Raw genomic sequence first — 20,351 nt, 5'->3', positions numbered from 1 at the left:
ATTTTAAAGGAGTAAGTAATGGTAGTAGAGCAGCAACTGGCACAGGCTCGATGTAATTCACCTTTTTCCGTACTGGGTCCACAGAAGACCGACAACGGTCTTATTATCACCGCTTTTATCCCCGATGCTGATAAGGTTGCCGTCCGCAGTATCAAATCAACTAAACTGCTCGGCACACTCGACCGGCAGGGCGATTCCGATTTATTTTCAGCGCCCATCCAGGGACTTAAAGAAGGGCAGCGCTATGAACTGGTGATCAGACGTACAGGCCAGGACCACATCGTAGCTGACCCTTATCAGTTCACCGATGAAGCGTATCACGCTGTTCATTTTATCGATCATGAGCCGGCAAACCTCTACAAACAGGCGGGTGCCCAGCTAAAAGTCATCGATGAAGTGGACGGTACGCGCTTTGCCGTATATGCCCCTAATGCAACTGCCGTTTCCGTCATCGGCGATTTCAATCGCTGGGATGGTCGTTGTCATCCTATGCAAAAAACAGACATCGGTTACTGGGTGTTGTTTATTCCAGGCGTAGGCGAGGGCGAACGTTACAAATATGAGCTTAAAGATGGTTGGGGCAACCCGTTACCACACAAGGCAGATCCACTAGGGTATTCTGCTGAGCAATATCCTTCACACGCGTCCCGAGTATTTAATCACGACAACTATGATTGGCAGGATGATGCCTGGATGCAGGCGCGTCAGAACGAGAAGTATCATTCGCCGATGAGTGTGTACGAAGTGCACCTGGGCTCATGGAAGCGACCAGCAGAAGACAGTGGTGAACGCTATCTGAGCTATCGCGAACTGGCTGAAACACTGATTCCTTATGTGCAGGACATGGGGTACACGCACCTGGAACTACTGCCTGTTTCTGAATTTCCTTTTGACGGTTCCTGGGGTTATCAGCCGGTTGGATTATATGCACCTACCAGCCGCTTCGGTTCCCCTGACGATTTCAAATTTTTTGTCGATAAATGCCATCAGGCAGGCATTGGTGTCATTGTCGACTGGGTGCCTGCGCACTTTCCTGAAGATGCCCATGGCCTGGCCCGTTTCGATGGTAGTCACGTTTATGAGTACGACGACCCGCGTAAAGGTTGGCATCCAGACTGGAATTCCTGCATTTACGATTTTGGCAAAGACACCGTACGCCAATTTTTGGTGGCGAATGCGTTGTTTTGGGCTGACAAATTCCATATCGACGGTTTACGGGTTGATGCGGTGGCGTCTATGCTTTATCTCGACTACTCGCGCAATGAAGGGGAGTGGATCCCTAACATTCACGGCGGCAACGAGAACTACGAAGCCATTAGTCTGCTGCGTTGGATGAACGAGGAAGTGTACAAGGCGTATCCTGGTATCATGACCATTGCTGAAGAGTCTACCTCGTTCCCGGGCGTGTCCAGACCGGTCTCAAGTGGCGGCCTGGGTTTCGGTTTCAAATGGAATATGGGCTGGATGCATGATTCACTTCACTATATCAGCAAGGACCCGGCTTACCGTCGATACCATCATGGCGAAATTACCTTTTCAATGGTGTACGCCTTCGATGAAAACTTTGTGCTGCCGATTTCCCACGACGAGGTTGTTCATGGCAAAGGCAGTTTGATTGGTAAAATGCCAGGGGATGAGTGGCAGCAGGCGGCCAACCAACGTTGTTATGCAAGCTTTATGTTCGGACACCCGGGTAAAAAGCTGAACTTTATGGGCAACGAAATTGCCCAATCTCGGGAATGGAATCACGACAGCCAATTGGATTGGTGGTTACTCGAGTTTGAGAAACACCGCGGTATTCAGTCGCTGTACCGTAAACTTAATCAACTTTACCGTCAATATCCCGCTCTGCATGAACTCGACCACAGTCACGAGGGCTTTGCCTGGATTGACCATAATTATGCTGAACTGAGCATGCTGTCTTTTGTTAGAAAAGCAAAGTCGAGTTCGCAGAAGGTGTATGTGGTGAATAATTTCACCCCTTCACCTCGTGAAGCTTTTCGAGTGGGCGTGCAGGATGCGGGTGAATATCAACTTATTCTCAATTCAGACAGTAGTGCGTTTTGGGGAAGCGACTTCCCGGTGGCTGAAAAAGTAACAGCGCAAGCGGTGCCGTGGAACGATCAACCCTATTCAATTGAAGTTAACCTACCGCCACTCGCAACACTGTATTGGCTATTTGATTAGGAGAACCTGGCAAGGTGCAACAGGAATCTTTCGGCAGTAACACGGTTACAACAGGTTCACCTTCACCCTTAGGGGCGACGCTCACCGAGCACGGCTGCAATTTTGCCGTTGTCAGCCCAGATGCGCGGGCGGTGGTGCTGTGTCTTTTTCAAAGCGACACCGAAGAGCTTGTGGCGGAAATCCCCATGGCTGCGAAAACCGGACAGGTTTGGCATTGTGAGGTTGAAGGGGTAGGTGAACATCAACATTATGCATACCGGGTAGAGCGGGGAGAAGATGCGCTGCATCACGTGACCGCAGAGAAGCTGCTCATCGATCCTTATGCACAAAAGCTGAGTCGTCCCATTCATTGGAATGCCAGACATTACGAGCATGACTCCCAGTTTATGGTGCCCAAATGTGTTGTGGTCAGTCACGATAATGGTGAACGGCCAGCAAGGCCGAGTTATCAGCCTCATGAGCGCATCATTTATGAAGCGCATGTGAAAGGGATGACAAAATTACATCCTAACGTGCCTGATGAAGATAAAGGAAAATATCCCGGTGCTGCGCACCCTGATGTCATAAAACATCTTGTGGACTTAGGTGTGACTACGGTGCAGTTTATGCCCTTGTTCACGTTTATGCCTGAGCCTTACATCACCGAAAAGGGAATGACTAACTATTGGGGCTACAACCCGGTCAATTATTTTGCCCCTGAACCGCGTTATGGAAAAGCAGATGCGGTAAGAGAACTCAAAGCCATGGTCGATGCCTACCATAAAGCAGGTCTTGAGGTGATCGTCGACGTGGTTTACAACCACACTGCAGAAGGCGGAGACGGCGGCCCAGTGTTGTCGTTTAAAGGTCTGTTTCCTCATCAGGCGTATCTTTACGAGCAAACCAAAGCCGGCGCGATTGTATACAGTAACCATTCTGGTTGCGGAAACACGGTTAACACGTCAACGCCCATTATGATGACGATGATCATGGATGCCATGCGTTATTGGGTAGACGTTATTGGGATCGATGGTTTCCGTTTCGATTTGGCGGTCTGCCTGGGACGTGATCCACAAAACTTCTCGGCACAATCCGGTCTGTTAAAAGCCATGGCGCAAGATCCAATATTAAAAAATATCGTGCTGGTGGCCGAGCCCTGGGATATTGGTCCTAACGGCTATCAATTGGGCGCGTTTGCAGCACCATGGCTGGAAGTTAACGACCGGTATCGCGATACTGTGCGCGCTTTCTGGCGTGGTGATCATGCACTAACAGGAGAATTCGCTACCCGATTAATGGGCTCCAGAGATATTTTTCATAAAGGATTCCGACCCATTTACACCTCGGTGAATAATGTCACTTACCACGATGGTTTCACACTGCATGATATGGTGAGCTACGTTGAGCGGCACAACGAAGCGAATGGCGAAAATAACCGAGACGGTCACGGGCACAACCTGTCGGCCAACTATGGTGTAGAAGGGAAAACCAGTGACGAAGCCATTTTGCAACTGCGTGAGCGACAAAAGCGCAATTTGTTCGTCTCACTGATGTTGTCTCAGGGTGTCCCGCATATTTTGGGCGGCGATGAGTTGAGCAAAACGCAAAACGGTAATAACAATGCCTATTGCCAGGATAACGCCTTAAACTGGTACGATTGGGCTCTCAACAAACGTCAGTCTGACTTTTTACATTTTTGTCAGTACGTCACTGGTCTGCGACGGGAAAGCACCTTACTGTCGAATTTGTTGTTAGATGACGATGAATACCAGCGTACTACCAATGTATCGGCAATTCGCTGGTACAAACCCGATGGCCAGGATAAAGAGTCTGAAGACTGGCAGTCGCCAAACAGTCAGGCTTTCGGTGTGGAAATTCGCGGTACTACACAAACCGATGACAGCGGCGAACACTGGTTCCTGTGTTTCAACGCCAGTACACAAGACAAACGTTTTAATTTGCCAACCCTTTCTCCCAAAATGGCCTGGGAATTAGCTGTCGATACACGCTATGTTTCTTTAGCGGAACAACCTGATATTTGTATTCAGCGGGTGTTTCTGCAAGCGGCCCGAAGTGTGGCGGTGTTCAGAATGACACAAATTGTGCCGTGAACAGGTTTACTGGTGTTTAGGGAATAGGCAAACAGTCTTGTTTACACAATAAATCAACGAAAAAAGCGCTTCTTATAGTGTTCGTGCGTATAACGGGTGGTATGATCCGCAGCCATCTGTAACCTGAGGTGACACCCAATGCAAAAAGAAGATGGAAAACACACTGATCCTAAGTGTGATATTGGTTTTATTGGTTTAGGCGTAATGGGCGCCAACCTAACGCTTAACCTTGTTGATCATGGTTTTCGCGTAGCGTGCTTCGACCTGGATCAAACCAAAGTCGACGCCATCATTGCCAAAGACGAAGAAGAGCGTGGCGATTTGCCAGCCCGAGTTGAAGGTTGTAGCTCGTACACAGAATTACTCAGTAAGTTAAAGTCACCTCACATGGTAATTCTGTCTGTGCCTGCTGGTGAGCCAGTAGACCACGTTTGTTCGCACCTGATTGATGCGGGCATACAGGCCGATGACATTGTCGTCGATACGGGTAACAGTCTTTGGACTGATTCCGTAGAGCGGGAAGAGAAGTATAAAAGTAAATTCATCTTTTTCTCCACCGCTGTGTCAGGCGGTGAAGTCGGTGCCCGTTTCGGACCGTCACTTATGCCATCAGGCAATCCTTATGCCTGGACACGATTAGAACCCATCTTAAAAGCGATTTCAGCGAAGGTTGATGCACAAAGTGGTCTGCCTATCGAATCTTTCACGCCGGGTGAACCGGTAACAGAAGGCGAGCCGTGTGCCACGTATATTGGCCCAGTGGGTGCTGGTCACTATGTGAAAATGGTGCACAACGGTATCGAATACGCCGATATGCAGCTCATTTGTGAAACGTATCAGGTTATGCGTACCGCCTTGCACATGTCTGCAGCAGAAATTGCTGAAGTGTTCCGTCGCTGGAACAAAGGGAAACTTAACAGCTATCTGATTGAGATTAGTGCGGAAGTGCTTGAACAGCTCGACCCTGAAACGGGTGTACCGCTGGTGGATGTGATCCTCGACAAAGCGGGTCAAAAAGGCACCGGCCTATGGACCGCAGTCAGTGCGCTACAAGTAGGTAGCCCGGCGCAAACGATTACCTCAGCAGTATTTGCTCGCAGCCTTTCAAGCCTTAAAGATGAGCGTGTCGCTGCCAGTAAGGTATTGCAAGGTCCCGATGTGAAGCCGCTTTCTGATGAAGAGAAATTTGCGGCCATCGATAAGCTGGAATATGCGCTGTACTGTTCAAAAATCTGTGCATACGCTCAAGGCTTCCAGTTAATGGACGTTGCTTCGAAAGAACATGGCTGGGAACTGGATTTTGGCGGTATTGCAAAAATCTGGCGCGCGGGTTGTATCATTCGCGCAGTATTCTTGCAGTCTATTGCAAAAGCGTACGAAAACAACGAAGAACTGGCTAACTTGCTGCTTGATCCATTCTTTGCCGAGCAAATCACTGAATATCAATCTGATTGGCGTGAATCACTGGCGCAGGCCGCCTTGGCAGGCATTCCATGCCCAGCAATGATGTCAGCATTGAGTTACTACGATTCTTACCGCACCGCAGTGCTACCTGCGAATCTACTGCAAGGCCAACGCGACTATTTCGGCGCGCACACTTATCAACGTGTTGATAAGCCGGCAGGTAAGAAGTTCCACCTTGATTGGAGTGATCCAGCAAGGCCTCAGGTTGCTATCAAAAAATAGATTAGCTAACCGGAGTGCATCATGACAGACAATACAGACTGGAAAAAAACGCTTACCGACGACGAGTATCATGTTACCCGTCAGGCGGGAACAGAGCGCCCGTTTACCGGTGTATTGCTGAATGAGAAACGCCCCGGTGAGTACTTGTGCAAGTGTTGTGGCGCAGTGCTATTTACTGCAGATGCAAAATTCGACTCACATTGTGGTTGGCCATCCTTCGACCGACAATCTGATGATGAGAACGTTGAGTATCATCAAGACAATAGTCACGGTATGCGCCGCACCGAAATTGTTTGTAAGTCGTGCAAAGCCCATTTGGGCCATGTATTTCCCGATGGCCCTACCGAAACCGGCCAGCGTTATTGCGTGAACTCGTTGTCTCTTTCGTTTAAAACTGAAAAGGATGAGTTAATACGCGGCTAGCACACTTCACTTGTGGTTAAAAAATAAACGCCGCTTATATCATAAGCGGTGTTTTTGTTTATGGGATGTCCATAAATCTAAAAAATACAGAAAATTACCATGAAAGTTGTTTTCAGAAATTTTGTAACTGCTAGAACAGCCATTTTCTTTATAAATTGATCAATCAACGCTTTTCACGCTGTTTTCCTGTCTGTAATCCTACCGTTTTAAAACTGCTACCTAATTTGCTGGATGAAGATTCTTGCTGCCTGTTGGGAAGAATTCCATTTATTGTTGGAAACTTACCAAAGAAATCGACGAGAGAACAAAAAAATCTATATTTCTGAAATTTTTCAACAGTTTGGTTATCGGCACACCTTTCCATAGAATAGCTGTCGTTCATGCAGAGAACGAATTTAACACCTTGTGTACCCTACACCTTACACAGCCTGCATGAGCACTCTGGTTAAATTATATTGGCGAAGGCAAAGGCATGAATCAACAGTTTGAACAGGAATTGCAAAGCAGCTGGCAGGAGCGTCAGGAATACGCTGAAATGATGTTGCCACTGGTAGGTAAACTCTACAGAAACCATTCAGTGGAAGTATCAGTCTACGGTCGTTCATTACTGGGCGCGAGCGTGATTGATATCATTAAGGCTCACCGTAAGGTTCGTCTTCATGAAGGCATCAAGCTGCGTTTACGTGAGAGCTTTCCAATCCTAGAAGCCCTTACCACTATGTCTCTGGCGCCATCTCAAATTGACATTGGTAAGCTTGCATTCGATTTCAATTACGGCAGCGCGGTGGATCAAAAAGATCTCGAAGCCTATCTGGCTGAAAAATTGGGTGACGTGGTCAATGAAGACGACGAGCAAGTGCCACAAGATGTGGTGCTGTATGGCTTTGGACGTATCGGTCGTTTACTTGCCCGTTTGCTTATCGAAAGACAGGGTAAAGCGAACAAATTGCGTTTACGCGCCATTGTTGTCCGTGGTGGTAAAGAGGGTGACCTTGAAAAGCGCGCCAGCTTACTGCGCCGTGACTCTGTGCATGGCCCATTCAATGGCAGTATTACCATTGACCACGAACGCCAAGCAATCAAAGCAAACGGCTCATTTATTCAAATTATTTACGCTAACAGTCCTGATGAAGTGGATTACACCAAATACGGTATCAACGATGCCATTGTTGTTGATAACACGGGTATGTGGCGTGACCGCGACGGTTTAGGTATGCACCTGAAGTCGAAAGGTGCGGCTAAGGCGCTACTGACGGCGCCGGGTAAAGGCGATATCAAGAACATCGTGCATGGCGTGAACCACGAAGATGTGTTGGCTTCAGATACCATTCTATCTGCTGCGAGTTGTACCACCAATGCGATTACGCCAGTACTGAAAGCACTGGACGAAGAATATGGTATTGAGTCAGGTCATGTGGAAACGGTACACAGTTTCACTAACGATCAAAACTTGATTGATAACTACCATAAAGCTGACCGTCGTGGCCGAGCTGCACCACTTAACATGGTTATCACCGAAACCGGTGCTGCAAAAGCCGTGGCGAAAGCCTATCCCAAGCTGGCTGGCAAACTCACAGGCAATGCGATTCGTGTACCTACCCCTAACGTATCGATGGCGATTTTGAATCTGAACTTGAAAACGTCTACCGATAAGTTAGCCGTTAACGAATTTCTTCGCGACACTGCGCTGTTTTCTACCTTGCAACATCAAATTGATTACACCGCAAGTAAAGAAATTGTCTCTACCGATTTAGTCGGTTCACGGGCTGCCAGTGTGGTGGATTCGCAAGCGACCATCGTGGCTGAAAATCGTTTAACCCTGTACGTATGGTACGACAACGAATTTGGCTACAGCTGTCAGGTTCTTCGCGTAGTACGTGACATGGCGGGGATCACTTTCCCAACGTTACCTGCATAAGTTGTAACGCAGGCGTTATTACCGGTGCTGCCTTTTGGTTGCACCGGTTTTTTTATGCCTGGTGTACAAATGGCGAGGTATTCTTATTCCATGGTCTGCCCAATGAGCGAACTGCGCAAAACTCAGACAGAATAGTCGTTGCAGGGATGTTAAACGTGGTATTTACGAGGCTGTCTATGCTAAATTAAGCGGCAAAAATATAAGGGCACGACAGTACCATGCATATCTCCAGTCAATTCGACAGCGGCAACATTCGCGTAATCAAAGCCGACTCTCCAGACAACATCGTTCTGGGTATCAACAAAGACAATCAATCCGATTTCTACCAGTGGTTTCACTTCCGTTTGTTTGGTGACGTGTTTGAAACACACAATATTACTATCTCTGAATTAGCGAAGTCTGCGTATCCCGGTGGTTGGAAAGATTATGATGTACTGGCATCCTATGACCGTCAGACCTGGTTCCGTGTAAACAGTGAATTCGACGGCGATAACCTTACGTTCAGTTTCACTCCCGAACAGTCATCCGTTTATTTCGCTTATTTCATTCCCTACAGCTACGAACGCCACCTCGATCTCGTTGGCGACGCGCAAATGTCGCTGCGCTGTGAACACCGTTTCCTGGGCGAAACCCTCGACGGTCGTGATATGAATCTGTTGGTTATTGGTGAAGAAGAGCCCACGAAAAAGAAAATTTGGATCACGGCCCGCCAACATCCAGGAGAAACCATGGCAGAGTGGTGTGCTGAAGCCCTTATTTATCGCTTGCTTGATGAACAAGACGGGCTTGCCAGACATTTGCTCGATGAAGCCGTTTTCTATGTGGTGCCGAATATGAATCCAGATGGTTCTGCAAGAGGCCATCTGCGTACCAATGCGGTAGGAACGAACCTGAACCGCGAGTGGGCCACGCCGTCGGCGGAAAAGAGCCCGGAGGTATTGTACGTATTGAATACCATGGCTGAAACCGGTGTGGACATGTATCTGGATATCCACGGCGATGAGGCACTGCCTTATAACTTTGTCGCTGGCAGTGAGGGTATTCCGTGTTACTCAGAGCGACTTGCGCATCTTGAAAATACATTCAAATCTGCATTGCTGTTGGCCACACCTGAATTCCAGGACGAGTTTGGTTACGCGAAAGACCAACCTGGCCAAGCAAACCTGACTGTTGCGTCAAATGCGGTAGGCGAGAAATTCGACTGCCTGGCTTACACGCTCGAAATGCCTTTTAAAGATAATAAAAATTTACCGGACCCAGTTTATGGCTGGTCCGTGCAACGCTGTCGTCAACTCGGTGAAGATTTACTCGTTGCCGTGCGTGCGGTAGTGTCACAGCTGCGATAATAATAATCACGCAACATACATAACAACAAAAGTATTGAGGGGAACTCGTCTTGGAAGGCTTGTATAATTTTTTAACGTCACTTGATGGCATGCTTGGGGGCGCTCCATGGTTCCCCTTCGTACTGCTTGGGGTTGGTCTATTTTTTACGGTTTATCTTAAATTTCCACAAATCCGTTTCTTTAAACATGCTTGGTTGGTGGTAACCGGCAAGTATGACAAAGACGGCGAGGAAGGGGATACCACACACTTCCGTGCACTAACGACTGCACTGTCTGGTACTGTGGGCACAGGTAATATTTCCGGTGTGGCGTTTGCCATATTCTTGGGTGGTCCGGCAGCACTGTTTTGGATGTGGGCAACCGCCTTTTTGGGTATGACCACAAAATTTGTGGAAGTCACCCTGTCGCACAAATACCGTGTTAAAACGGAAGACGGCACCATGGCGGGTGGTCCTATGTATTACATGGATCGTCGTCTTAACATGAAATGGTTGGCAGTGGCGTTCGCTATCGCCACCGTAGTCAGTTCTTTCGGCACCGGTAATCTGCCGCAAAGTAATGGTATTGCGCAGAGTATTGAAGCGACATTTGGTTTTGACCCACTGGTAGTGGGAAGTGTACTGGGTATTTTACTGGCTTTGGTGATTTTAGGTGGTATTCAGCGTATCGCTGCTTTTACCTCTAAAATTGTTCCTATTATGGCGGTTGTCTATCTGATTGGTGCCCTTGCCGTTATTTTCGCGAATGCGGAGAACATTGGGCCATCTTTCGCTGCGGTTATTGGTGATGCATTTTCCGGTTCAGCTGCTGCGGGTGGTTTCCTTGGGGCATCATTAGCCTATGCATTTAACCGTGGTGTTAACCGTGGACTGTTTTCTAACGAGGCGGGTCAGGGCTCGGCGCCAATCGCGCACGCCGCGGCACGCACCAGCGAGCCGGCATCGGAAGGTATGGTGTCACTGCTGGAGCCATTCATCGATACCATTCTCATTTGTACTGTCACCGGTTTGGTTATTTTGTCGTCTGGTGTGTGGAAAGAAAAACACCAGAACGTCTTCGATCGTTCAGACATGTACTTTGTTCAAGGTGTTTATGCAGACGACAATCCAGCTGACAAAGAAGCGCTGTACAAGTACCTCAACGATATAGAGGGCAGTGGTGTTGAGAACTACACCGGCCCTATTTCAGTTGTTAACGGTACCGCGGTAAGTGAAGGTTTTACGCTGATTAATGCCCGTTCAATTGCTGAAGATGTGAGTTATTCCTTAGGCGATGAAGATGCCTATACGGGAACACTTCAAATTAAAGACGGCAAGCCAGTAAAAACCAACCTTGAAGTATCTGGTAAATCATTGGTGCATTCGGCAGCACTCACTACCATTGCCTTTACCCGTGGCTATTTCGGCAGCTTTGGTCAGTACATTGTGTCAATTGGCTTAATGTTGTTTGCCTTCTCTACGGCGATAGCCTGGTCGTACTACGGCGACCGTGCCATGACTTATCTGCTTGGGCCACGCTCTGTGATGCCATACCGAGTCATTTACGTGGCAGGCTTTGTGTGGGCATCGTTTTCAGATACCACACTGGTATGGGCATTATCGGCTGTAGCGATTGTTGTTATGACACTGCCTAACCTGTTTGGTATAGTAATGCTAAGCAAGGAAATGAAGCAGACGGTTGATGAATATTGGACGCGGGTCCGCGACGATAAGTAAAGTCAGCCAGATAACGAAAAAGGGCACGTTGGTGCCCTTTTTTGCACAATGCGTTTGTCATCGACGACGGAACAACATGACGAAGATGTAAGCAGCAAAATAAACGTACAGGAGCAATAATGGCATTAACAGATTGTCCAGCGTGTAATAAGAAGATTTCAGATAAATCCGACGTGTGCCCGCATTGCGGATTTCAGGTAGGCGATGCCTCTGCTGAAGATATTCTGAGAAAACAGAGTCTTCAGCGTTACAAAAAACATCAGAGTATTCAGAACCAGTCTTTGCTGGCCGTTCTGCTTTTTGTCGCAGGGTTCCTCTTTATGTATGTGGGGGGCACTAAACCGGGTGATATGCAGCATAACATTGCGATAACCGCCACGGTCATCGGCTTTGTGTGGTATGTTATCAACCGTGTCAGATTAGTTATTGTGAAACGATTTAATTCATGAATATAGATGCATTACTCTCAGCCATGACACCAGAGGTGTACACGCGCCTCCGTCAGGCTGTCGAAACCGGGAAATGGCCTGATGGCACAGTGTTGTCAGAAGAACAACGCGAAAGTTGTATGCAGGCCGTATTGCTTTATCAATCAAAAATTGAAAAATCCTCTGAGCACATGACGGTGAATGAAGCCGGTGAAATTGTGCACAAAAGCAAAAGAGAGTTCCGCGAAGCACTTCAGGCGGAACAAGATGAAAACACCATAGCCCGGTTCAGTCAGGATGATATTTAGTCGACTATTTTCACCCGCGCACAGCAGTCCCAATCCAGAGAAACGTATTCAGGCTATCGCCAAATTATCACCGGAAAAAGCGACAGAACGCGCCACCTTGCACGAGCTTGCGTTTAACGATGATGACTGTGATGTCAGCCTGGCCGCATTAGAGAAACTGGATTCTTTTCCGCTTTGGCTAAAAATGTCGCAGACGGCGAATGATGCAAAACTTCGGCGTCGTGCTGTTAGTCGGGTTGAGGATGTGGTTGGCGACCCTACCAGTACCGAAATTTCAGCCGAGGAAAAAGCCGAGTACCTGATCAAGCAGGCACCGGTTGAACTTGTAAAAAAAGTGCTGGAATCCCAGCAGAATGCGTCACTCGGTGACGATCTCGTGTTGTCATTATTGGCAAAAATTGGGCGTAGTGATTTCACGCTACAATTTTACAGTCGTCATGCCTCTGCAGGTGTGCAACAGCAAATCATTAATGATGCAGCAGATATCCCATCTTTAAATAAGTTGTTGAAAAAAACCAATGATGCATCGTTGAGTCAGCGCATTAATGACAAGCTTTCTTTGCTTACCGAAGCGGCAGAGAAGCCGAAACAACTTGAACAGGCTTACACGCTGACATTATCCAAGCTGCAAGCCCTGACCGACCGACACGACTTCAACGATGTTGATGCACGTCTGTCTGCTTGTCGGCAAGAAATGGCTGCGCTGGACGAACACCTTGATGTGTTCAATGAGGACGTTCGTTCTACATTGATCGAAAAGCGGGAACGGCTGGAAGACAAAGTCAGTCGCCATCATCATAAACTGGAAGCTGTGTGGAAAGCAGAATCCGCTGCCCGTGAAGCCGAGGCGTCCCGTCAGGCATTCTTACAGCAGGTAGACGATGCTACAGCAAAGGTGAAATGGTTATATACCGAACGCCTGTGTGAAGCTACGCTACAGGATGTTGAGTCGGTAAATGGTCAGGTACGCGACCTTGAGAGCACCTTAACCCATTTTGCGAGTAATCCTGATATGCGGGAATATCGTCAACTGCAACAAACTATCTCTGATCTCATTACCCAGCTAGACATGTTTTCTGCCCAGCAGCAAATTGCGAAACGTTTGCTGGATGTGCTTAAACGCGCAGAAGCACTTAGCACCGAAACCTCCGGGCCATTGCCTGCTGATGAATGGCAGGGGTTGAACAAGCAGTGGGCTGAATCAGACAATTTAGTCTATCCGGTCAGCGCTAGCTGGCGTAAGCGGTGGGGAGCGGTATCGCGTAGCCAAAAGCAACACGAAACAGCAGCCCGCGCACAGGCCGAGCAAGGCTTAAAGCAGTGTCGTCGGTTATTGTCGCTAATCACAAATCTTGTCGATTCTGGGCGTTTTCGTGCTGCCATGAGTCGTTTCAGTGAGCTGGAAACCGCTTACCAATCGTTAGACGCACGCGGGCAGGAACAACTCAGCCGACGCTATAGTCAGGTTAGCGAGCAAATTTCCCGTCTTGAAGGCTGGCAAAGTTATCTGGCCGCGCCACGTAAACCCGCCATGTTGGAACAGGCACAGCAGTTAGCAGCCAGTCCGACTGACGATATTCCAGCCCGTGCAGAAAATATCAGGCAGCTACGCCAACAGTGGCAATCACTTTCTGTTGGACAGCCAAAAGACGAGCAGGACCAGGCTTTCGATAACGCACTTGAAGCAGCCTTTGCGCCGTGCCGTGAATTCTATGCAGAACAAGAGCGACAACGAGCCGAGGCCGCTGAAGTCCGTGAAGTATTAATTCAGTCGCTTAGCGCGCTGTCTTCACAGGAAGATGATATTGCCGCTATGTCCAGGCAGCTTGAAAAGCTGAAACAGCGCTGGCGAGATGCCGGTACAGTAGAAAAAGATAAATATACCCGCCTTAAAAAGCGTTGGGATAAGGCACTTGCGCCGATTAACGAACGTGTAACCGCTTGGTTTGCTGATAACCGCAGTAAAAAGCAGGCGGTGATCGATGAAGCCAAAGCCCTTGCCGAGAGTGATGATTTGCAACAAAGTGCAGCCAGAGCACAGGAATTGCAGCAGCACTGGAAGACAATAGGGCATGCCGGCAAGCGTTATGAAACGCGTTTATGGCAAGCGTTTAAAGAGGTAAACGACAAGCTCTTTAACGAGGTGAAATCTATTCGACAAGCGCAGCAGAAGCAACAAAGCGATGAAGTGGAGCGTTTACTCGAGCAGATTAAAACCATAAGCCGCTCGGTGCACCAACAGCCTGAGGCCGTTGATGCCGCACTTGTGCCGCTCATTGACACCATGAAAACATTGGACAGCCGCAAGCAGGCTGTGATCCAGCAACGGATTGATAAGCTCCGCCGTAGTGTGGACAGCCAATTGCAAGCAAATGCGCTGGACGATCGACGGGGCGCAATAATTGCGCTGGTTGAAGTATTATCGCTCTGGTCTGATGGTTCTGTGAAACCACAGGATGCCGAAAGTTGGGACGCGCTGCCCAAAATATGGCGGTCGGCGATTTCCGGCAACACGACACAACCCGCAAATAGCCGTAGTTGGTATGCCCATGTTCTTGAAATTCAGCTAGACATCCCCGCTACTGCAGCATTGATGCAAGAGCGTCGAGACGTTCAGTTGTCATTAATGGCTGCCCGTTTGGAAAGGGGTGACGAAGATTCTTTCTCTGATTCTGTCGCTAATTGGTTAGCCTGTGGCGTACCGCAAGCTGATGAGTTGCAACGAATGGCGGTTATCCTAAGTACCGTGCAGGAAAATGCAGTGGTACTGAAGGGAGTGCGTTAATGCTGGTGCAAGTAGAGTTTGTTTTTGAGACCGAGCCCAATGCCTACCGGTTTTTAAACACAGTAAAACACTTCGATGCGAAAGAGTTGGTGGTAAAACGTGGTCGAAGTGCGCAGCATGTGCTCATCAAATATCGCTACGCCGATGGCAGTTTTGATGACACTGCAGCAAAACTCGACGATATTGCCCGGGAGATGGGTGGCGAGGAGTGTCATTAATGGCGGATTTTCATTTACAGGCACTGAATGAAGCCGGTCAGGGCAATTGGCAGAAATCTCATAATATGGTGGAAAACTTTGATGATGCCTTTTCCTGTCTGATACATGGGTTTCTGCATCGTCAGGAAGGTGATATGCCTAACGCCCGATACTGGTACAACAGAGCAGGGCAAAGTATGCCGAACAACTCGCTGGATGATGAATTTGTGCGTATCTACGAATTAGTCAGTGCGGAAGATGGATTGTAAAACGAAAAAAAAGCGACAGTGATTGTCGCTTTTTTCGTATACACAGCTTCGATTTATGAGGCTACAGTAATTCCTGACGGAAAATGACCACAGGATTAGCCAGAGAGACGAAAATCGCTCTTAAACGGAAAGCGTTGCCTGATAACCTGAATATTTTCTGATATTAATGACCCGATCTTCGTCGAGCATTAAATACTGCCCTTTGATACCAGTTAGTACACCGGTAAACGCGGGGGTTTTATCCAGGTTAATCGATTTAATTTTCACCGGGTAGGTCTCTACGGGGTAATTAATCTCCACAGCCGGCGTTGCCGCCTCGCTAACTGCATCCAGTCCATGTTGCTGGCGGATCTCATCAAGGCCCGCATCAATTTTTTCCAACAACGCCGTTTTCAATGCCTCAAGATCCTGCTGTTCCGGCGCACCTTTTAACATGGTTCGCCAGTTCGTTTTATCACCAATATGCTGTTTGCACAGGGTTTCCACCAAGCCACTGGTAAGCCGGTCTTTCACTCTTAAGAACACCAGTGCTTGCGATGCGCCTTGATCCATCCAACGACTCGATACGGCATCGCTGACGTGGCGGGTAATACCCACTTTCAAATTGCCGGTGTTGGCCAAATACACAAAATGATCACTCAGGCAGTGAGCTTCGCCCCATTCCGGTTCGCGGCAGGTACCTTCATGATAGTGGCAGAGTTCAGGTTTAATAATGCAACTGTCACACTGTGCAAGGGTGATTAAACAGCGGTAGCAGTAGCCCTGATTGAAACTCTTTTTGGTTTTCTTGTCGCAATGTACGCAACGAATTTCACCTGCTGACGTTAGCGTTATCTCGCTGCCAATCAGGCTGTTCATGTCAACGCGGTGGTCACCAATGGGTAGGGTGTATTGCACTTGGTGTTCGTCATTCACGGAGACTTTCATTCTGCTCAAAGAGCCAGTGTATTCTTGCATGCTTGCGTTTTCTTATCCGTCGCTAAGTTCGCCACGCAAATTCGTGGTGAGCTTTTGTTTGATTTCTTCATAACTGAAATTCTGGCTCAGCAGGTAATGCAGTTTGGCCAGAGCCGCTTCAGGTGTCATATCACTACCAGATAACACACCTACTTCTCGTAGGCTGTTACCCGTGGCGTAGCCGCCCATATTCACACGACCGCGCAAACATTGCGTGCAGTTGAGCACCACAATTTCCCGTTCGGCAGCGTATTGCAATTGTTGCAGTAACGCCGGTTGTTGCGGAGCATTACCCACACCATAGCTAAGCAAAATTAAGGCGTTGACGGGCTGTTGAAGGGTGTTTTTAATCACCTCAGAAGCAATACCCGGATACAAGCTGACTAAGCCAATGGGTTGTGATTTTACCTGACAGACTTTTAGTGGCTTGGTTGTGGGTTCCGCCAGTTTGCCTGCTTTAACCCGGATATTAATGCCAGCTTCAAGCAGAGGGGGGAAATTCGGCGAGTCGAAGGCATTAAACCCGTCTGCGTCTACCTTGCGGCTGCGGTTTCCGCGTAGCAGGCGGTTATTGAAGAACAGACCAACTTCAGCAATAGGATAATTTGCTGCAACGAAAAGCGCATTTAGCAGATTAACCTGGCCATCAGAACGCAGCTCTGCCAACGGAATTTGCGATCCCGTTACAATAACCGGTTTCGAGAGGTCTTCAAGCATAAAGCTGAGTGCCGAGGCGGTGTACGCCATGGTATCGGTGCCATGCAGAATGATGAAACCGTCATACTTATCGTAATTTGCGGCAATATCGTCGGCGATGCGTTGCCAGTCTGAAGGGTTCATGTCTGATGAATCAATCAGGTTGTCGTATTCATGAAGGGTGTACAAGGGCATTTCCGGGCGGTGGAATTCTGGCATGTTTTCCAGTGTTTTTCCTAAGAACCCTGAAGCCGGTACATAGCCCTGTTTAGAGGGTTTCATACCGATGGTGCCGCCGGTATAAGCGATATACATGTGTTTTCTCATGACGTACTCCTGATAATCCGGCGTATTGTAACAGCCCTGATAGGCAAGTCATCAACTTGCTGGCTACTCAGGCAGGGTTATTCTGGATCACATCTTTGTTCAATTTTATGCCAGCGAGGGCATTTGTCACTTGCCCAGCGCAAATAGTCCGGCATAATTAGGGCTATTCGGTCGGCTAAGCATAAAAATAAATGGCCAGATCAGAACCGATGAATATAAATAATAAATAAGCAGTACGGTTGTTACCATGCAAAGTAATACAGGAAGTTTAGTTTGTGTCGGCCCTGGTATGACGTTGGGTGCGCACATGTCCGCCCGTTGTCGTAGTCATATCGAGCATGCCGATGTGGTGTTCACCAATTGCCATCCTATTATGGAGCGCTGGTTGGCGACCATGAATAAAGACACCCGCTCACTGCAGTCATTGTACGCAGATGGAAAAGACCGCAGAGTGACTTATCAGGAAATGGTTAAATTGATCATGACTGAAATTCGCAGCGGTAAGTCTGTGGTGGGGGCGTTTTACGGTCATCCTGGCGTGTTCGCTCAAGTACCTCATACCGCCATCGCGCAAGCTCGAAAGGAAGGGTTTTCTGCGCATATGGAGCCTGGCATTTCTGCAGAAGATTGTCTTTACGCCGATATGGGGATTGACCCGGGGGCTTATGGCAGTCAGCACTTTGAGGCCAGTCAGTTAATGATGTTCGAGCGTGTTATCGATACATCTGCCTATCTGTTCCTATGGCAAATTGCGCTTGCCGGCGATTTAACCATTACCGCAAAAACGTCGAGTGCAGCGCAGCGACAAGTGTTGGTGTCGATGTTAACTGAACATTACGGCTACCCCAGCGATCACGCTGTGGCGCTCTATGAATGCCCTACCTTAATTACCGATAAAACGCGCATTGAATGGATACCCCTTAATTGTCTTCCAGAGGCAAATCTTACTTTGGTGACCACCTTGGTGGTGCCGCCATGTAAGAAGCTCACTAAAAACACCGCCATTCTGGATAAATTACATCAATTACAACAGCAACAAGGAAGCACACATGACAAAAGCAATTGAAATTCTGGCATCATTGGCAAACGACACAACGCGTTCTGTTGACGACCTCAGCGTAGATGAGCTAAACAGCATTGCCGCACTAAAAGCAGAAGCCGCAGAAATGAAGCCAATAATGACAATAACAGAGCCAAACGAGCCCACAGAGCCAACGCCGGACCCTGAACCGGAAAAGAACCCCAAGGTTGCCTGAACCCAATGAAATACTGGTTAGTTGTTTTTCTAATCTTCACATCGACAGCATGTTTTGCTGTCGACGACCATGAAAGATTACGACATATAGAATCTTTGGCATTGTCTGACTGGGAAACTGCCAAGGTGCTGCTTGCTGATCTTGATGAAAAACAACTATCAGGTTCAGATAGAGATTTTTACGATTATTTATCTATCTATTTCACTACCAAAGACATTCCGTTTGAAACCTTGTCTGAGAACTACAAAAGACTCTACGATAAATTGCCCCCCGGTGAAGCCAGGATCAAATTAGCTAAATCGTTGCTTAGTTTGTCGGCGCATTTAAGTGAATGGGATTACGCATTTGCACTTTCTAAAGATGTAGAACAACAATTAGAAACTATTGATGACCCCAATCTTCTGGCTGCTGGTTGGAAGGGAATGCTTGTATTTTATAATACGGCAGGTTTACGCCAACAGGGAGAGTCTATGGTCATAAAGATTCTCAACAGTACTGTTGCCGACAGCAAGCTACGATGTTTTGCGAGAACAATGCGTGCCGAAATGAACCTCGAGGTAAAAAAGGCAACCGAGTTGCAGTTCAACGAAGCCATCGATAGCTGTAAGCGTGCCGGCGAAACCTTCTTTATTGCATTTAACTTTGTTCACTTGCTCGACTTCTATGTAACGACGGCCGAATACAATAAAGCCAGGATCATTGAAAGAGAAGCCAATTGGCGTGTGGATGAACTCAAATTTGCGCCTTTATCTGGCAGCTTTTTACTTTCACAAGCGGAAATGCGACTGGGCGAAAATCGAATTGATGAAGCCGAAGCCCTGGCGATTCAATCCATAAACAGTAACTCGCAAGGTGAGTATAAACAGGGTGTAAAAGGCGCTTATCGCATTCTGATAGACATTTATCAGGACAGAAAGGACTATGAAAAAGCCTACCAATATTTACTGTTAAAACAGGACATTGAAGCACTGCTTACGTCGGAGCAAAGTATTCGGGAACTGGCGTACCAAAAAGCCACCTTCGATGTGAAAGCCAAAGAAAATGAAATTCTCTTACTAGACAAACAAAATAAACTGCTTCAGGCGGAAGCGCTTTATTCTGGCCAGAAAATGAAAACCACCATGCTGGCGTTAGCAATGGTATCCGTTGTTGGGGTGGCGCTGTTATTTTGGAGTTACCGTAGTAGAAAGTTAACCCGCAAATTGCGTTATCTCGCCACCCGAGACAGCCTCACCGGTTTATATAATCGTGGCTTCTTTAGTGAAAAAGCCGTTACGCTACTTACACAGGCGCAGAAATCGGGTCAGCCAGTTTCTATGTTACTGCTCGATCTTGATCTGTTTAAGAGTGTGAATGACACCTACGGTCATCAGGTGGGCGACTGGGTATTACGTGAAGTTGCTGCTTCACTGTTACGAGTGTGTCCTAAGGAAGGGATCGTTACCCGAATGGGCGGTGAAGAATTTGGCTTAATTGTAACGGGGCTCTCTGCCAAAGACAGTTTTCAGTTGGCTGAGCGATGCCGACAAGACATTGAAAAAATCGACTCGAGCATTTCAGGACACAAATTCAAAGTTTCTGCGAGCTTCGGTGTTAGTACAAGCTTGCAAGTAGGATACAGTTTGGACAATTTGTTTTCTGCTTCAGATTTGGCACTGTATCAATCGAAGCGATTTGGCCGGAATCAAGTTTACGAATACAACAGTAATCTAACGCAGTTTGGTTAACACCGAATAATCCTAACCAATAAAAAAGAAACCCGG

The 20,351-nt window shown here is 47.8% G+C and carries 17 protein-coding genes; 15 read left to right on the top strand and 2 right to left on the bottom strand.

The annotated features are described in order from the left end of the window. Nucleotides 1-18: 18 nt before the first annotated feature. The 12 genes from glgB to ACXAGX_RS12980 all read left to right on the top strand — a co-directional run bounded on the left by glgB (nt 19) and on the right by ACXAGX_RS12980 (nt 15,352). Complete coding sequence (gene glgB, locus ACXAGX_RS13035; RefSeq protein WP_474819901.1) at nt 19-2,187, top strand: 1,4-alpha-glucan branching protein GlgB; 2,169 nt, start codon at nt 19-21, stop codon at nt 2,185-2,187. A 14-nt stretch (nt 2,188-2,201) separates the two neighbouring features. Next, a complete protein-coding gene (glgX, locus tag ACXAGX_RS13030; RefSeq protein ID WP_474838835.1) occupies nt 2,202-4,277 on the top strand; it encodes a glycogen debranching protein GlgX in 2,076 nt (691 codons plus the stop codon). Nucleotides 4,278-4,415: 138 nt separating this feature from the next. Next, complete coding sequence (gndA, locus tag ACXAGX_RS13025) at nt 4,416-5,963, top strand: NADP-dependent phosphogluconate dehydrogenase (protein WP_474838834.1); 1,548 nt, start codon at nt 4,416-4,418, stop codon at nt 5,961-5,963. A gap of 21 nt (nt 5,964-5,984) precedes the next feature. After that, the gene (gene msrB / locus ACXAGX_RS13020; protein WP_474819914.1) at nt 5,985-6,386 is read left to right on the top strand and encodes a peptide-methionine (R)-S-oxide reductase MsrB; all 402 of its coding nucleotides are present in this window, start codon (nt 5,985-5,987) and stop codon (nt 6,384-6,386) included. Between the two features lie 472 nt (nt 6,387-6,858). Beyond that, nucleotides 6,859-8,304 carry a glyceraldehyde-3-phosphate dehydrogenase gene (locus ACXAGX_RS13015; protein WP_474838833.1) on the top strand — a complete coding sequence of 482 codons (1,446 nt, stop codon included), beginning with the start codon at nt 6,859-6,861 and terminating at the stop codon, nt 8,302-8,304. Between the two features lie 218 nt (nt 8,305-8,522). After that, nucleotides 8,523-9,650 (top strand): M14 family metallopeptidase, encoded by a 1,128-nt coding sequence (locus ACXAGX_RS13010; protein ID WP_474838832.1) that lies wholly within the window; start codon nt 8,523-8,525, stop codon nt 9,648-9,650. Nucleotides 9,651-9,700: 50 nt separating this feature from the next. Continuing rightward, nucleotides 9,701-11,365, top strand: coding sequence for an alanine/glycine:cation symporter family protein (locus ACXAGX_RS13005; RefSeq protein WP_474838831.1), 1,665 nt, complete (start codon nt 9,701-9,703; stop codon nt 11,363-11,365). Between the two features lie 119 nt (nt 11,366-11,484). After that, complete coding sequence (locus ACXAGX_RS13000; protein WP_474819925.1) at nt 11,485-11,814, top strand: hypothetical protein; 330 nt, start codon at nt 11,485-11,487, stop codon at nt 11,812-11,814. After that, complete coding sequence (locus tag ACXAGX_RS12995) at nt 11,811-12,101, top strand: YeaC family protein (RefSeq protein ID WP_070124213.1); 291 nt, start codon at nt 11,811-11,813, stop codon at nt 12,099-12,101. Before ACXAGX_RS13000 ends, ACXAGX_RS12995 begins: the two co-directional genes overlap by 4 nt. Next, the gene (locus tag ACXAGX_RS12990; RefSeq protein ID WP_474838829.1) at nt 12,091-14,886 is read left to right on the top strand and encodes a DUF349 domain-containing protein; all 2,796 of its coding nucleotides are present in this window, start codon (nt 12,091-12,093) and stop codon (nt 14,884-14,886) included. Before ACXAGX_RS12995 ends, ACXAGX_RS12990 begins: the two co-directional genes overlap by 11 nt. Then, the gene (locus ACXAGX_RS12985; RefSeq protein WP_474838828.1) at nt 14,886-15,104 is read left to right on the top strand and encodes a hypothetical protein; all 219 of its coding nucleotides are present in this window, start codon (nt 14,886-14,888) and stop codon (nt 15,102-15,104) included. The genes ACXAGX_RS12990 and ACXAGX_RS12985 overlap by 1 nt, the downstream gene beginning before the upstream one ends. Then, nucleotides 15,104-15,352 carry a hypothetical protein gene (locus ACXAGX_RS12980; protein ID WP_474838826.1) on the top strand — a complete coding sequence of 83 codons (249 nt, stop codon included), beginning with the start codon at nt 15,104-15,106 and terminating at the stop codon, nt 15,350-15,352. Before ACXAGX_RS12985 ends, ACXAGX_RS12980 begins: the two co-directional genes overlap by 1 nt. A gap of 120 nt (nt 15,353-15,472) precedes the next feature. Here the strand turns inward: ACXAGX_RS12980 and ACXAGX_RS12975 are convergent, their stop codons facing one another. Then, nucleotides 15,473-16,309, bottom strand: a complete 837-nt coding sequence (locus ACXAGX_RS12975; RefSeq protein ID WP_474838824.1) for a DUF2797 domain-containing protein — start codon at nt 16,307-16,309, stop codon at nt 15,473-15,475. 12 nt (nt 16,310-16,321) lie between these two features. Then, the gene (ansA, locus tag ACXAGX_RS12970) at nt 16,322-17,332 is read right to left on the bottom strand and encodes an asparaginase (RefSeq protein WP_474838823.1); all 1,011 of its coding nucleotides are present in this window, start codon (nt 17,330-17,332) and stop codon (nt 16,322-16,324) included. A gap of 247 nt (nt 17,333-17,579) precedes the next feature. Between ansA and ACXAGX_RS12965 the strand changes: the two genes are divergently transcribed. Genes ACXAGX_RS12965 through ACXAGX_RS12955 form a run of 3 tightly spaced genes read left to right on the top strand, consistent with a single transcriptional unit; the run spans nt 17,580 to nt 20,315 of the window. Next, the gene (locus ACXAGX_RS12965; RefSeq protein ID WP_474838821.1) at nt 17,580-18,398 is read left to right on the top strand and encodes an SAM-dependent methyltransferase; all 819 of its coding nucleotides are present in this window, start codon (nt 17,580-17,582) and stop codon (nt 18,396-18,398) included. Further along, entirely contained in the window at nt 18,382-18,588 is a 207-nt protein-coding gene (locus ACXAGX_RS12960; protein ID WP_474819954.1) for a hypothetical protein, read from the top strand. Before ACXAGX_RS12965 ends, ACXAGX_RS12960 begins: the two co-directional genes overlap by 17 nt. Nucleotides 18,589-18,593: 5 nt before the next feature. Then, on the top strand, nt 18,594-20,315 hold the full coding sequence (locus ACXAGX_RS12955) for a GGDEF domain-containing protein (RefSeq protein ID WP_474819956.1): 1,722 nt from the start codon (nt 18,594-18,596) through the stop codon (nt 20,313-20,315). Nucleotides 20,316-20,351: the final 36 nt, after the last annotated feature.

The sequence above is a fragment of the Alteromonas sp. ABV4_515 genome, assembly GCF_056160345.1.
This window is presented reverse-complemented; position numbering and strand designations above follow the sequence as displayed.

What these genes read in the sequence shown, in the direction of transcription:
- ACXAGX_RS12995 (WP_070124213.1), top strand. Translation starts at nt 11,811, where the DNA reads ATGAATATAGATGCATTACTCTCAGCCATGACACCAGAGGTGTACACG.
- gndA (WP_474838834.1), top strand. Translation starts at nt 4,416, where the DNA reads ATGCAAAAAGAAGATGGAAAACACACTGATCCTAAGTGTGATATTGGT.
- glgB (WP_474819901.1), top strand. Translation starts at nt 19, where the DNA reads ATGGTAGTAGAGCAGCAACTGGCACAGGCTCGATGTAATTCACCTTTT.
- ACXAGX_RS13000 (WP_474819925.1), top strand. Translation starts at nt 11,485, where the DNA reads ATGGCATTAACAGATTGTCCAGCGTGTAATAAGAAGATTTCAGATAAA.
- msrB (WP_474819914.1), top strand. Translation starts at nt 5,985, where the DNA reads ATGACAGACAATACAGACTGGAAAAAAACGCTTACCGACGACGAGTAT.
- ACXAGX_RS13015 (WP_474838833.1), top strand. Translation starts at nt 6,859, where the DNA reads ATGAATCAACAGTTTGAACAGGAATTGCAAAGCAGCTGGCAGGAGCGT.
- ACXAGX_RS12985 (WP_474838828.1), top strand. Translation starts at nt 14,886, where the DNA reads ATGCTGGTGCAAGTAGAGTTTGTTTTTGAGACCGAGCCCAATGCCTAC.
- ACXAGX_RS12965 (WP_474838821.1), top strand. Translation starts at nt 17,580, where the DNA reads ATGCAAAGTAATACAGGAAGTTTAGTTTGTGTCGGCCCTGGTATGACG.
- ACXAGX_RS12960 (WP_474819954.1), top strand. Translation starts at nt 18,382, where the DNA reads ATGACAAAAGCAATTGAAATTCTGGCATCATTGGCAAACGACACAACG.
- ACXAGX_RS12955 (WP_474819956.1), top strand. Translation starts at nt 18,594, where the DNA reads ATGAAATACTGGTTAGTTGTTTTTCTAATCTTCACATCGACAGCATGT.
- ansA (WP_474838823.1), bottom strand. Translation starts at nt 17,332, where the DNA reads ATGAGAAAACACATGTATATCGCTTATACCGGCGGCACCATCGGTATG.
- ACXAGX_RS12975 (WP_474838824.1), bottom strand. Translation starts at nt 16,309, where the DNA reads ATGCAAGAATACACTGGCTCTTTGAGCAGAATGAAAGTCTCCGTGAAT.
- ACXAGX_RS12990 (WP_474838829.1), top strand. Translation starts at nt 12,091, where the DNA reads ATGATATTTAGTCGACTATTTTCACCCGCGCACAGCAGTCCCAATCCA.
- ACXAGX_RS13010 (WP_474838832.1), top strand. Translation starts at nt 8,523, where the DNA reads ATGCATATCTCCAGTCAATTCGACAGCGGCAACATTCGCGTAATCAAA.
- ACXAGX_RS12980 (WP_474838826.1), top strand. Translation starts at nt 15,104, where the DNA reads ATGGCGGATTTTCATTTACAGGCACTGAATGAAGCCGGTCAGGGCAAT.